The following is a 13233-nucleotide window of genomic DNA, read 5'->3' on the forward strand; positions in this document are numbered from 1 at the left end:
GCCCGGAGAACCGTGCCCGGCACCGTTCCATTCCGATTCCACAGGGTCGCGCGAGAGCTGACGGCCCATAGGAAATGCACGGCTTCCCCACACGTCCTCCGTACGCCCCTGCCGGAGCGTGCGGGGGCGCGAGCGGCACGGCGAAGGCTCGCGCCGGCGCGTGCGGCGCGGGTACGGGCGGCCCGGGGCGCGACGAGCGAAGGGGCGAGCGAGCGATGGGGACGCAGACCGTGGCGGAGGCGGCACGACCCGCTCCGGCCAGGCGCAGGGGCCGGGGCCGGGTGGTCGTCGACTGGCTGACCACCACCGACCACAAGAAGATCGGCCATCTGTACCTGATCACGTCGTTCGTGTTCTTCCTGGTCGGCGGTGCGATGGCCCTGCTGATGCGGGCCGAGCTGGCCCGGCCCGGCCTGCAAATCATGGACAACGGCCAGTTCAACCAGCTGTTCACGATGCACGGCACGATCATGCTGCTGCTGTTCGCGACCCCGTCCTTCGCGGGCTTCGCCAACGAGCTGATGCCGCTCCAGATCGGCGCCCCGGACGTGGCCTTCCCCCGGCTGAACATGTTCTCGTTCTGGCTGTTCCTGTTCGGCGGGCTGATCGTGCTCGGCTCGCTGCTGACGACGGGCGGCGCGGCCGCCTTCGGCTGGTTCGCCTACGCGCCGCTGAACAGCCTGAACTACTCCCCCGGGGTCGGCGCCGATCTGTGGATCATGGGCCTGGCGCTGGCCGGCTTCGGCACGATCCTCGGCGCGGTCAACTTCATCACCACGATCATCGGGATGCGCGCCCCCGGCATGACGATGTTCCGGATGCCGATCTTCACCTGGAACATCCTGTTCACCTCGATCCTGGTCCTGTTCGCGTTCCCGGTGCTGGCGGCCTCGCTGCTGGTGCTGGAGGCGGACCGGCGGTTCGGTTCGCAGGTGTTCGAGGCGGCCAACGGCGGGGCGCTGCTGTGGCAGCACCTGTTCTGGTTCTTCGGGCATCCCGAGGTCTACATCATCGCGCTGCCGTTCTTCGGGATCATCTCCGAGATCATCCCGGTCTTCAGCCGCAAGCCGATCTTCGGCTACCTCACCCTGGTCGCCGCGACGATGGCGATCACCGGGCTGTCGATCGTGGTGTGGGCGCACCACATGTTCGTCACGGGCGCGGTGCTGCTGCCCTTCTTCTCCTTCATGAGCTTCCTGATCGCGGTCCCCACGGGCGTGAAGTTCTTCAACTGGAGCGGGACCATGATCAAGGGCTCGCTGTCCTTCGAGACCCCGATGCTGTGGGCGACGGGCTTCCTGGTGACGTTCCTGTTCGGCGGTCTGACCGGGGTGATCCTGGCGTCGCCGCCGATGGACTTCCATGTCTCCGACTCGTACTTCGTGGTCGCCCACTTCCACTACGTGGTCTTCGGCACGGTCGTCTTCGCGGTCTTCGGCGGATTCCACTTCTGGTGGCCCAAGTTCACCGGGCGGATGCTCGACGAGCGGCTGGGCAAGATGCACTTCTGGACGCTGTTCGTGGGCTTCCACACCACGTTCCTGGTGCAGCACTGGCTGGGCGCGGAGGGCATGCCGCGCCGCTACGCCGACTACCTCGCCGCCGACGGCTTCACCGCGCTCAACACGGTCTCCTCGATCGGCGCCTTCCTGCTGGGCATCTCCACGCTGCCGTTCCTCTACAACGTCTGGAAGACCGCCAAGTACGGCGTGAAGGTCGCCGACGACGACCCCTGGGGCTTCGGCCGCTCCCTCGAGTGGGCGACCTCCTGTCCGCCGCCGCGGCACAACTTCACGTCGCTGCCGAAGATCCGCTCGGAGTCCCCTGCGTTCGATCTGCACCATCCGGAGTACGCGGCGCTGGAGTCGTCGTCCGCCCGGGAGCCCGGTCCCGCCGGGCCTTCCGGGCCCGCGCCGTCCTGATCGCCCCGGGCGCCGAGCCGCCCGCCGGCCTGGGCCGGCTCACGGTGTGTACGGCAGTTGGGGCACGTCGAAACAGGTGGTGTTCATGTCCCCCTGGGTGACCCAGCCCCGGCCGTCCTGCCAGCGGGCGACCGACAGACAGGTCCGCCGGGTCCGCGGCGGCTCGGCGAGCCGCTCGAACCGTACGGGGAGCAGCAGCCCGTCGGCGTCGAAGTCCTCGCCGTGGTTCATGCGGTCGTCGACGCACGCGCGCGTGATGCCGCGGTCCGCGCACGACCGGGCCGCCCGGGTGAACCACATCGCGGCCGCCCAGCCCTCCAGCTGCCACTGCGAGTGCGTCTTCAGGCTCCGCGTCGCGTCCCGGAACTCCCGTACGGCCGGGTCGGAGGTGTCCTGGTGGTTGCGGCTGGATCCGGTGGCCCACAGGGCGTTGCGGCAGTCCGGGGAGTCCTTGTAGTCCTCGGCGACGGTGGACGTCCAGTTCTGTACGTTCGTCACCTTCGCGGTGACCCGTGCGCCGACCTCGTCCATGGCCCGGCACAGCTGTGCGTTGCCGTGCGTGTCGAGCGCGTCGAAGACCAGGTCGGCGCCCTCGGCCTTCAGGTCGGCCGCGGCGGCGCGGAAGTTGGGCAGCGCGAAGTCGAGCTGTTCGCCCACCACCCGGTACCCCTCGGCCTTCAGTCCGCGCTCCACGAGCCGGGCGTAGGCGGCGGACGCGGGCTGGTTGTAGGAGACGACGGCGGCCGTGCGGGCGCCGTGCTCGCGCTTGAAGTAGCGGTACACCTCGGTGCCGCCGTACAGCTGACCGTCCCAGCCCGGGGTTCCGTCGCGGGGCGCGAGGCTGCCGTAGATGCCGTACAGGTGCGGCCAGGTGTCGTAGGCGGCGCCGATGGGCTGGCCGCCGATGTCGGGCACGCGCGCGTGGGAGACACGGGGGGCGCCTGCGTAGTCGAGGGCGGTGGTGGCGACGAGGGCGACGACCTTGTCCTCGTCGAGCAGCCGGTGCACGCACGTGTTGTCGCCGACGCCGCTGCCGCCGTCGTCGCACAGCCGCACCTCGACCCGCCGGCCGTCGATGCCCCCGCGCGCGTTGAGCCGGTCGAAGTAGGCGAGGGCGCCGTCGCGCGGGCCGGTGAAGGCGCCGCCGCCGACCGGGCTGGTGGCGCTGCTGATGATGCCGACCCTGATCGGGGCGGCCGCGGGGGTCGTGGTGCGCTCGAAGTCGCTCTCCGGCAGCCGGCTGCCGCAGGCCGCGCTCAGCAGGAGCAGCAGCGCCGCGGCGGCGGTCTCAGCAGCCCGGAACGGACGACGAGCCATCGCCGCTCAGCTGCACCAGCGCGCACAGCGTGCTGACGGACACCTTCCAGCTGCCGTCCTGTTCGACGGCCGTCCCGGAGGCGTCCGGCAGGGCGGTCGCGCCGTCGAGGGTGAGGGTGTACGTCACGGTCGCCCGCGTCGGCCCGGTGAACTCGACCTGCTGGACCTGTGCCGCCACCTGTCCGCCGCGCCGGTCGCCGCCGAACGCCTGGAGCACCGGCCCCATCCGCTCCCCGTTCTCCAGGACGGCCTGCTTGTCGGCGGTGGAGGTGGCCGGGTCGAAGAACTTCTCCCAGTTCTGCCGGATCTGCGTCTCGGCCGCCGCCCGGTCGGCGGGCGCGCTCGCCGGCGCGCTGGAGGTGGCCGGGGCCGTACCGGCCGCGTCGCCGTCGTCGTCGCTGCACGCCGCGAGGGCCGGAGCGAGGAGGAGGACGAGGACGGCCGCCAGCGCCGCCGTACCCCGTCGTGCGTCGTGTCGCCCGAGGTCGCTCCCGAGAACCATGTGGCTCACCGCCGGGTGTCCGTCCGGGCGTGCGCGCCCGGTCCTTTCAGGGTCAGCTTGCAGAGGGCATAGTGCAAGCCATCGGCCGAAACGGCCGGAAGCCGTACGCGGGGAGCCGGAGATGCGGACAGGACGACTGCGGAGCGTGCGCCCCGTCCTGTGGGCCGGCTGGGCCGTGCTGGCCGTCGGCGCGGTGCTGTGCGCGGTCGGCTGGTACGGCGTCTCGGGCGAGCGCTACGCCGAACGGCAGCTGCCCTACCTCGCGTCCTGCACGATCCCCGGCGCCGCGCTGCTCGTGGCCGGCGCGGTCCTGCTGACGTACGGGCGCGGGCAGGACGCCTCCGCGCGCGTGGAGGAGCTGTACCGCCTGCTGGTGGCGGCCGCGCCGGCGGAGCCGGAGGACGACCCCGCGGCGACGGCGCCGGTCGCGGTCAGCGGCGACCTGCGGATGGTGCCGGGCGGCACGCTGTGGCACCGGGCGGACTGCCCGCTGGTCGCCGGGAAGGCGGCGGCGGTGCCGGTGGACGGCAGGCTGCTGGCGAGCGGCGAGCTGGACCCGTGCCCGATCTGCGAGCCGGACGCCGCGGACTCCTGATGTCGTCCCTGACCTACGACCTCACCCTGGCGGGCCTCTCGGTCGGCAGCGCCGCCGCGCTCACCGGGATCGGTCTGGTCGTCACCCATCGGGCGACCGGCGTGCTCAACTTCGCGCACGGGGCGATCGCCATGGTGTGCGCGTACGTGCTGCGGAGTTGCGTGGTCGACCGGGGCTGGCCGCTGTGGCCGGCCGCGGTGGTGACGCTGCTGGTCCTGGCGCCGGCGATCGGCGTGGTGCTGGAACGGTTCGTCTTCCGTCCGCTCGCGGTCCTGGGCAGTGACCCCACGCAGACCCTGGTCGCCTCGATCGGGGTGTTCGTGCTGCTCGTGGGCGGGGCTGCGCTGCTGTGGGGGCCGGGGGCGCGGGACGACGCCCCGGAGCTGGTGGCGGCGGATCCCTGGGGGCAGACGGCGGTCGTGCTCGTGCTGGCGGCCGGGGTCGGCGCGGTGATCCGGTGGACCCGGTTCGGGCGGGAGCTGCGGGCCGTGGTGGACGACCGGCGGCTCGCCGCGCTCGGCGGCATCGACGCGAACCGGGTGGCCGCGGCGGGCTGGGCGTTCGGCTCCTTCACGGCCGGTCTGACGGGCGTGCTGCTGGCGCCGTACGTGCGTCTGGACCCGTACGGGCTGCCGCTCCTGGTGATGGAGGTGGTCGCGGTCGCGGTGGCGGCGCGGATGCGCAGTCTGCCGGTCGCGGTGGTGGTGGCGCTGGGCATCGGGATCGCGCAGAGCCAGCTGACGCGGCTGCACCCGTCGGGCCGGGGCGCGCCGCTGCTCCAGGCGGTCGGCGCGAACCTGTTCGTGGTGGCGCTGCTGGTCGCCGCGCTCGTGCTGCCCGGTGTCGCCACGCGTGACGCGGCGCCGCGTCCGCCGGCGGCACGCGTGCGTACCCCGCCCGCCGCGTGGATCGTGGCCGGGGTGCTGTTCCTGCTGCCACTCGGCCTCGCGGGCCCGGACCTGCACACCGCGGTCCAGGTCCCGGCGCTGGCCGTGATCCTGCTGTCCCTGGTGGTGGTCACCGGCCGCGGCGGCCAGATCTCCCTCGGACAGGCCGCGTACGCGGGGCTGGGCGCCCTGTTCACCGCGCTGCTCGCGGCGGGCCGCTTCCCCGGTCTGCCGCGGCTGCCGGAACTGGCGGCCCTGGCCGTGGCGGTGCTCCTGGTGGCGCCGCTCGGCCTGCTCACCGGCTGGCCCGCGATCGGCCGCCGCGGCCTCGCGCTGGCCCTCGCCACCTTCGCGGTCGGCGTCGGCGTGAGCCGCTTCGTCCTCGCCCAGCCGTACGCCGTGTCCGGGCTGTCGCTGGGCCGGCCGGCCGGCTTCGACGGGGACCGCGCCTACTACGTCCTCGAACTGGTCCTGCTCGGGGTCGCGCTGCCGGCGACGCGGGCGCTGCGCCGGGGCCGTACCGGGCGGGCCCTGGCGGCGATGCGGGACCACGAGGCGGGGGCGTCGGCGGCGGGCGTGCGGGTGCCGTCCCTGAAGCTCCTGGCCTTCGTCGTGGGCGCCGCGCTGGCCGCGCTGGGCGGCGCGATGCTCGGCATGGGGCTGCGCGCCTTCGACGCGGGTGCGTACGACCCCGTGCGCAGCCTGCTGTGGTTCGCGGCGGTGGTGGTCCTGGGCGCCGACAGCACCCTGGGCGCCCTGGCCGCGGCGGCGCTGCTGGTGGGGCTGGACGCGGGGGCCCGGGGCGGGGTCGCGGCGGCGCTGGTGGGCGTCCTGGCCGTACTGGTGGGCCGGTTCCCGCACGGGCCGTACGAGGCGGTGCGGGAGCGGGCCGAGCGGGTGCGGGCCCGCCTGTGGCCGAGCGGGGAGCTGACGCCGCTCGGGGCACGGCTGCGGGCGCGGCTGCGGCCAGGGGCACGGCCGCGGCCCGGGGAGGAGCAGGAGCGGCCGGCGGCGGGGCGGCCGGTGCGGGCCGCCGCGCGAACCCGCCCCTCCCGCCCGCCCTCCGTCCTCACCGCCCGCGGCCTGCACGCCCGTTACGGCGGTTTCGCCGCGCTCGGCGGTGTCGACCTCGAGGTCCGTCCCGGTCGGGTGACCGCCGTCGTCGGGCCCAACGGGGCCGGGAAGAGCACCCTGTTCCACTGTCTGGCCGGAACCCTGCGTCCCGCGCGCGGGAAGGTGCTGTTCGACGGGCGGGACATCACCCGGCTCCCGGCGCACGCCCGCACCCGGCTCGGCATCGCGCGGACCTTCCAGCAGCTGGCCGTCTTCCCGTCGTTGACGGTCGAGGAGAACGTCCGGGTGGGCGCCGAGCAGGGGCGCGGCGGTGCGGAGGAGGCCGTGGAGCGGGCGTTGGCGCTGTTCGGGCTGGACGGGACGGTCCGGGCGCGGCCCGCCGCCGGGCTGCCCACGGGCACGCTGCGCCGTGTCGAACTGGCCCGGGCGTTCGCGGGCGACCCGCGGGTGCTGCTGCTCGACGAGCCGGCCGCGGGACTCGACACCGCCGAGGTGAGCGCGCTGGCCCGCGTCCTGGGGGCGCTGGCCGCCGACGGCACCGCGCTGCTCGTCGTCGAGCACGACCTCGACCTGGTCGCGGACCTCGCCGACGTCGTGCATGTCATGGCGGCGGGCCGGATCGTCGCCTCGGGCCCACCCGGCCGCGTCCTCGGCACGTCGACCGCACGGGAGGCTCCCGCGTGATCTCGCTCCGGCACGCGCGCGTGCGCTACGGCCCTCTGGAGGCCCTGCACGGCGTCACCCTCTGCGCCCCTGCCCCGGGCCTCACCGTACTGCTGGGCCGCAACGGCTCCGGCCGGACGACGGTGCTTCAGGCGCTGGCGGGGACCGTGCCGCTGGCGGGCGGCGCCGTGGTGTGGGACGGGGTGGACGTGACGCGGATGCCGGCGTTCGAGCGGGCGCGGCACGGGCTGTGCCTGGTGCCCGAACGGCGGGCGGTGTTCGGTTCGCTGACCGTCCGGGAGCATCTGGAGCTCCTCGCGGCGGACCGGCTGCCGTACCCGCAGCTGGAGCCCCTGCTCGACCGGCGCGCCGGGACGCTGTCCGGCGGCGAGCAGCGCATGCTCGCCCTGTCCCGGGCCCTGCTGGCGCCCGCGCGCGTGGTGCTCGTCGACGAGCCCGCGCAGGGCATGTCCCCGGCGGTAGCGGCCCGCACCTACGCCCTGCTGGCCGCGCTCGACGCCTGTGTGGTCGTCGCCGAGCAGCGGCTGCCGCCCGCGCTGCTCGGCCGCCGGGTCTTCGTGCACGAACTGCGCCGCGGTGCCGTGGTGTTCAGCGGCGAGGCGGCGGAGTGGGCGGGACGGTCCGGGAACGGCGCCGCCCCGTCCGGTGGGTGAACCGGACGGGGCGGCCGTGCCCGAGGGGTGCGAGGGCTCAGAGCGCGAGGCGCTGGCCGGGCATGATCAGGTCGGGGTCACCGCCGATGACGGCCTTGTTGGCGGCGTAGAGGCGCTGCCAGGTGGTCCCGTGCCGGGCCGCGATGGTGCTGAGGGTGTCGCCCGCGCGGACGGTGTAGTCGCCGCGGGAGGCGCCCCGGGAGGTGTTCGCGGTCGTGCGCTCGGGTGCCTGCGAGGGCTTCGAGGAGTTCGAGGACCCGGTCGGCTTCGACGGCTTCGACGACGTCGAGGAACCGGAACCGGACGTGCTCGACTTCGGCTTCGTGGACGTCGTGCCGGCCCCGGAGGCCGCCGGCGCGCTGCCGGTCGCCCCGGCGCGTGCCGAGCAGGTCGGCCACGCACCCCACCCCTGGGACTTCTGGACCTTGGTGGCGACGGAGATCTGCTGCGCCCTGCTCGCCCGGTCGGCGGTCGGCGCGTAGGCGGTGCCGCCGTACGCGCGCCAGGTGGAGGCGGAGAACTGGAGTCCGCCGTAGTACCCGTTGCCGGTGTTGATGTGCCAGTTGCCGCCGCTCTCGCACTGGGCGATGCGGTCCCACACGCCGCTGTCCGCCGCCGCGGCGTTGCCGCCGGCGGCCAGCAGTCCGAGCGGGGCGAGCAGCGCCGCCCCGGCGAGGACCGCCGTCGTACGCGCCGTGCTGCCGGTGGCGCGTGTGGTCTCGCGGGTGTTGTCGGCACATTCGGACATGTAGATCCCTCTCTACGAACCCGGGTCTCCCCCAGGGCGGGGCGCTTCCCGCACGTCTGCGCGGGTGTCACGCTCCGCCCCCGTCCGCCGGCGGTGGTGCTGCGCGCTGTCTGGCTCTGCGCGGCCGGCGGACGTACCCGAGCGGTGCTCGTTGCACACGGCGGAGCAATCTAGGGAGCCTGACGAGCCGTTATCAACCAACTCCTGGTTGTCGCAGGTCAGTTGAGCGTTACCGCGAGTAGCCACAATATTCCGTCGGCCACTTCATCCGGAGATTTCCTGATGTGTCGACCAGCGCGCCGGGTCCGCTGTGAGTCAGTTCACGGGACCAACTTCCGTGACCTCCCCGTTACTTGACAGGGAGTGTCCGATTCCGTACCTATCGTGACCGTCAGCGCTCGGCGGTTCGATTCCGTTCCCCGTGCAGCGTGACCCCCACCACAGATCCCCCGTTGTCTCTGCATGAGCCGGGGACCGCCCCGGCCCGCCAACGCCCCGCCTTCCGAGGGAGTCACCCGTGCCGCGCATGCTCGACGTCAGCGACGAGGTACGCGCCGAGATCGGCGACGAAGAAGCCAACCGGCTGCTCGCCGGAGAGAACGCCCCGGGCAGTTACGACTGCACGTCCTGCCGCACCCCGGGCGACTCCGAGCACGAGCGCACCAGCACCGTCCTGTTCATCGGCGACGAGACCGCCGTCCTCGCCTTCGCCCACGCCACCTGCCTGCCCTCACAGATCGTCCAGGTCACCGAGGAGCAGCTCCAGGGCGCGGTCCGCTCCATCAGCGGCGACAGCGCCGACATGGACCCGGGCAACAAGGTCGCCCCCGAGCAGGCCGTCCTCGGGGTGACCAGCGGACTCGTCCTGATCGCCGGGGAGCTGCACCCCGCACTGGTCGTCGAGCCGACCTCGCCGATCGTCCGCCCCGGCTCGACCGGCCTCGGCGACGACTTCCTGCCGCTCCTCATCGAACAGGGCTTCATGCCGCTCTCCGAACTGTCCGAGGCGCCGCCGGTGCAGCACGGCTGGTCCGTGCTGCTCGCGATGGGCCAGCTGCACGCCGTGCTCCAGCCGTCGGCGAACGGCGGGCAGCCGGTGGCCTGGTGGCAGGCCCACCAGCCGCTCCAGGTGACGGAGGGGTGGCGGGCCGCCGCCAACAAGCACCAGCAGGTGCTGATGTTCGCGGCGCCGGTCGGTTCCATCGGCCGCCAGCCCCGCGAGGACCTGCTGCGGGACGCGCTCGACAAGGCCGCGGCCAACGGCAAGCTGGTCGGCGCCGCGCTTCCGCTCGCCGGTACCTGAGTCCGCCCGCGGGGCGGGGGACCGCGGTCCGCGGGGCGGCGCGCAGGCCGTCCGCGGCCGGTCACGCGGTCCCCCCGCGTCCGCACCGGGCGCGCCCCGGCCGCATCCCTTGAAGTGCGCGGTCGTTTGGACCTACGTGCACACCTACGACGTTCCCCGCCGCCCGGCCTTCGCCTCGGTCCCCTCCGCGCGACCGGCCCAGGACCCCCAGGGCGGCCCATCGGCCACGCCGATCTACGACGCGCTCTATGCCGAGTACGTCAAGTCCTTCCGTTCGCTGCCGGGCGACCGCAGCGGCGAGGAGGAACTGGGGTTCACCGCGTTCGGCAACATCCCGCACAGTACGGGCACGTACGGCGGACACCGGCCGGGGTCGTTCAGCCACTCCTACAGCGCGTACAGCGCGGGGGCGCAGAGCGCACGGCAGGGGCTCGGGCAGCAGTCGCAGTGGCAGCGGGTCGGCACGATCGGCCAGCATCCGACGCCGACGGTGATGCAGCCGGTGATGCAGCCGGTGCCGGCGGCGCTTCCGCCGGGCCCCCGAAGGGGCTTCTGAGCCGCGGGAGCCGGTGAGACGCCCGGAGGGCGGTCCCCCACGGGGGCCGCCCTCCGGACACGTCCTCGTACCGCCGTTACTTCTTCTTGCCGCGCTTCTCGCGCACCCGCACCGAGATGTGGATCGGGGTGCCCTCGAAGCCGAACTCCTCACGCAGCCGGCGCTCGATGAAGCGCCGGTAGCCCGCCTCGATGAAGCCGGAGGCGAAGAGCACGAACCGCGGCGGCTTGGTGCCGGCCTGGGTGCCGAAGAGGATGCGCGGCTGCTTGCCGCCCCGGATCGGGTGCGGGTGGGCGGCGACCAGCTCGCCGAGGAAGGCGTTGAGACGGCCCGTCGGAACGCGGGTCTCCCAGCCGGCCAGCGCGGCCTCGATCGCCGGGACGAGCTTCTCCATGTGCCGCCCGGTCTGCGCCGAGACGTTCACCCGCGGCGCCCACGCCACCTGGCCGAACTCGGTCTCGATCTCCCGCTCCAGGTAGTAGCGGCGCTCCTCGTCGAGGGTGTCCCACTTGTTGTACGCGATGACGATGGCGCGCCCCGCGTCGACGGCCATCGTCACGATCCGCTGGTCCTGCACCGAGATGGACTCGGAGGCGTCGATCAGGATGACCGCCACCTCGGCCTTCTCGACGGCGGCCGCGGTGCGCAGCGAGGCGTAGTAGTCGGCGCCCTGCTGGAGGTGGACGCGCTTGCGGATACCGGCGGTGTCGACGAACTTCCAGGTGATGCCGCCGAGTTCGATCAGCTCGTCGACGGGGTCGCGGGTGGTGCCGGCGATCTCGTTGACGACGACCCGCTCCTCGCCGGCCACCTTGTTCAGCAGGGAGGACTTGCCGACGTTCGGGCGGCCGATGAGCGCGATGCGGCGCGGACCGCCGGTCCCGGCGCCGCCGAAGGTCTGCGCGGGGGCGTCCGGCAGCACGTCCAGGACGGCGTCCAGCATGTCGCCGGTGCCGCGCCCGTGCAGCGCGGAGACCGGGTGCGGCTCACCGAGGCCCAGGCCCCACAGATAGGACGCGTCGGACTCGCCGCTCTGCCCGTCGACCTTGTTGGCCGCCAGCACCACCGGCTTGCCGGCCTTGCGCAGCAGCCGTACGACCGCCTCGTCGGTGTCGGTCGCGCCGACCTTGGCGTCGACGACGAAGACGACGGCGTCGGCGGCCTCGATCGCGTACTCGGCCTGCGCGGCCACGGAGGCGTCGATGCCGAGGACGTCCTGCTCCCAGCCGCCGGTGTCGACGACCTTGAAGCGGCGGCCCGCCCACTCGGCCTCATAGGTGACGCGGTCGCGGGTGACGCCGGGCTTGTCCTCGACGACCGCCTCACGGCGGCCGATGATCCGGTTGACCAGGGTCGACTTGCCGACGTTCGGCCGGCCGACGACCGCGAGCACCGGGAGCGGGCCGTGGCCGGCCTCCTCGATGGCGCCCTCGACGTCCTCCAGGTCGAAGCCCTCTTCCGCGGCGAGCTCCATGAAGTCCGCGTACTCGGCGTCGCCAAGCGCTCCGTGGTCGTGCTCGGCCGAGCCCTCGGAGTGGATGTCGTCGTTCATGAAGTCCGTACCTCGTTCATCGTGGTGATCGGTGGACGCCCGTTTTCCCCGGGTTGATCCACTACTCGTCAGTGTCGCCTAGCGGCCGGTCAGGCGCCTGGCGTTTTCCAGGTGGGCGGCGAGCTGCTTCTGGATGCGCTCGGTCGCCTCGTCCAGCGCCTTGCGGGTCCGGCGGCCGCTGCCGTCGCCCGCCTCGAAGGGGTCGCCGAAGACGACGTCGACGCGGGAGCGCAGCGGGGGCAGCCCCTTTATCAACCGTCCGCGGCGCTCCGTGCTTCCCAGGACGGCGACGGGGACGATCGGCGCGCCGCTGCGCACGGCGAAGTAGGCGAGCCCGGCGCGCAGGGCGGCGAAGTCGCCCTCGCCCCGGGTGCCCTCCGGAAAGATACCGAGGACCCCGCCGTTCTCCAGCACGCCCAGGGCGCGGGTGATCGCCGTGCGGTCGGTGGTGTCACGGTCGACCTTGATCTGGCCGACGCCCTCCATGAACGGCCCGAGCGGGCCGACGAAGGCCTCTTTCTTGACCAGGAAGTGCGACGCCCGGGGCGCCACGCCGATGACCATCGGTCCGTCGATGTTGTGGGAGTGGTTGACCGCGAAGATCAGCGGACCGCTCGCGGGCACCTTCCAGGCGCCCAGCACGCGCGGTCTCCACAGCCCGTACATCAGGCCGACGCCGATCCGCCGGCCGATCTCGGCGCCCTTCGGGGAGGGCAGCTCGCTCACCGCGCGGCCCGCTTCTCCTCGACGAGGGTGACGACACACTCGATGACCTGGGCCAGCGAAAGCTCGGTGGTGTCCACCTCGACGGCGTCGTCCGCCTTGGCGAGCGGGGAGGTCTTGCGGGAGGAGTCGGCCGCGTCCCGCTTGACCAGCGCCTCGCGGGTGGCCTGCACGTCCGCGCCCTTCAGCTCACCGCTGCGGCGGGCGGCGCGGGCCTCGGCGGAGGCGGTCAGGAAGATCTTCAGATCGGCGTCCGGCAGCACGGTCGTACCGATGTCCCGGCCCTCGACGACGATGCCCTTCTCGGCGGCGGCGGCCAGCGACCGCTGGAGCTCGGTGATCCGGGCCCGCACCTCGGGTACCGCGCTCACCGCGCTGACCTGGGAGGTGACCTCCTGGGTGCGGATCGGGCCGGCCACGTCGGTGCCGTCGACGGTGATCGTGGGCCCGGCCGGGTCGGTGCCGGAGACGATCTCCGGCTTGCCGGCGACGGCGGCGATCGCCGTGGGGTCCTCGATGTCGATCTCGTTGTTCACCATCCACCACGTGATCGCCCGGTACTGGGCGCCGGTGTCCAGGTAGCTCAGCCCGAGCTGGGCGGCCACGGCCTTGGACGTGCTCGACTTGCCCGTGCCGGACGGGCCGTCGATGGCGACAATCACGGGCTGGGCGGCGCCGTTTTCCACGGGGGGACACCTTCCTGGTGCGAGGCGGTGG

At 73.4% G+C, this 13233-nt stretch carries 12 protein-coding genes; 6 read left to right on the top strand and 6 right to left on the bottom strand.

Going from position 1 to position 13233, the window contains the following annotated elements; all coding sequences use genetic code 11:
• Positions 1 to 215 precede the first annotated feature (215 nt).
• Entirely contained in the window at positions 216 to 1922 is a 1707-nt protein-coding gene (gene ctaD / locus IE275_RS39205) for an aa3-type cytochrome oxidase subunit I (RefSeq protein ID WP_189717466.1), read from the top strand.
• Between the two features lie 39 nt (positions 1923 to 1961).
• Here the strand turns inward: ctaD and IE275_RS39210 are convergent, their stop codons facing one another.
• Together IE275_RS39210 and IE275_RS39215 are read right to left on the bottom strand one after the other, a co-directional pair.
• A complete protein-coding gene (locus IE275_RS39210) occupies positions 1962 to 3239 on the bottom strand; it encodes an ABC transporter substrate-binding protein (protein ID WP_189717467.1) in 1278 nt (425 codons plus the stop codon).
• Positions 3211 to 3741: an MTB12 C-terminal domain-containing protein gene (locus IE275_RS39215; RefSeq protein ID WP_189717468.1), complete on the bottom strand. Its 531-nt coding sequence runs from the start codon at positions 3739 to 3741 to the stop codon at positions 3211 to 3213. The genes IE275_RS39210 and IE275_RS39215 overlap by 29 nt, the downstream gene beginning before the upstream one ends.
• Positions 3742 to 3862: 121 nt before the next feature.
• Between IE275_RS39215 and IE275_RS39220 the strand changes: the two genes are divergently transcribed.
• Genes IE275_RS39220 through IE275_RS39230 form a run of 3 tightly spaced genes read left to right on the top strand, consistent with a single transcriptional unit; the run spans position 3863 to position 7634 of the window.
• Entirely contained in the window at positions 3863 to 4336 is a 474-nt protein-coding gene (locus tag IE275_RS39220; protein ID WP_189717469.1) for a hypothetical protein, read from the top strand.
• Positions 4336 to 6981, top strand: a complete 2646-nt coding sequence (locus tag IE275_RS39225; protein ID WP_189717470.1) for a branched-chain amino acid ABC transporter permease/ATP-binding protein — start codon at positions 4336 to 4338, stop codon at positions 6979 to 6981. Before IE275_RS39220 ends, IE275_RS39225 begins: the two co-directional genes overlap by 1 nt.
• A complete protein-coding gene (locus IE275_RS39230; RefSeq protein WP_189717471.1) occupies positions 6978 to 7634 on the top strand; it encodes an ABC transporter ATP-binding protein in 657 nt (218 codons plus the stop codon). The genes IE275_RS39225 and IE275_RS39230 overlap by 4 nt, the downstream gene beginning before the upstream one ends.
• A gap of 37 nt (positions 7635 to 7671) precedes the next feature.
• On the opposite strand, the gene IE275_RS39235 is transcribed toward IE275_RS39230, so the two are convergent.
• A complete protein-coding gene (locus IE275_RS39235) occupies positions 7672 to 8382 on the bottom strand; it encodes a LysM peptidoglycan-binding domain-containing protein (RefSeq protein WP_189717472.1) in 711 nt (236 codons plus the stop codon).
• Between the two features lie 517 nt (positions 8383 to 8899).
• Between IE275_RS39235 and IE275_RS39240 the strand changes: the two genes are divergently transcribed.
• Both IE275_RS39240 and IE275_RS39245 read left to right on the top strand, forming a co-directional pair.
• Positions 8900 to 9685 carry a DUF8842 C-terminal domain-containing protein gene (locus IE275_RS39240; RefSeq protein ID WP_189717473.1) on the top strand — a complete coding sequence of 262 codons (786 nt, stop codon included), beginning with the start codon at positions 8900 to 8902 and terminating at the stop codon, positions 9683 to 9685.
• A 136-nt stretch (positions 9686 to 9821) separates the two neighbouring features.
• A complete protein-coding gene (locus IE275_RS39245; RefSeq protein WP_189717474.1) occupies positions 9822 to 10241 on the top strand; it encodes a hypothetical protein in 420 nt (139 codons plus the stop codon).
• Between the two features lie 76 nt (positions 10242 to 10317).
• Here the strand turns inward: IE275_RS39245 and der are convergent, their stop codons facing one another.
• The 3 genes from der to cmk form a co-directional block, all read right to left on the bottom strand.
• Positions 10318 to 11793: a ribosome biogenesis GTPase Der gene (gene der, locus IE275_RS39250; RefSeq protein ID WP_189717475.1), complete on the bottom strand. Its 1476-nt coding sequence runs from the start codon at positions 11791 to 11793 to the stop codon at positions 10318 to 10320.
• Between the two features lie 78 nt (positions 11794 to 11871).
• Entirely contained in the window at positions 11872 to 12519 is a 648-nt protein-coding gene (locus tag IE275_RS39255; protein ID WP_189717476.1) for a lysophospholipid acyltransferase family protein, read from the bottom strand.
• Positions 12516 to 13202, bottom strand: coding sequence for a (d)CMP kinase (gene cmk, locus IE275_RS39260; RefSeq protein WP_189717477.1), 687 nt, complete (start codon positions 13200 to 13202; stop codon positions 12516 to 12518). Before cmk ends, IE275_RS39255 begins: the two co-directional genes overlap by 4 nt.
• Positions 13203 to 13233 lie beyond the last annotated feature (31 nt).

The organism is Streptomyces phaeofaciens (assembly GCF_014648915.1).
Classification (GTDB): domain Bacteria; phylum Actinomycetota; class Actinomycetes; order Streptomycetales; family Streptomycetaceae; genus Streptomyces; species Streptomyces phaeofaciens.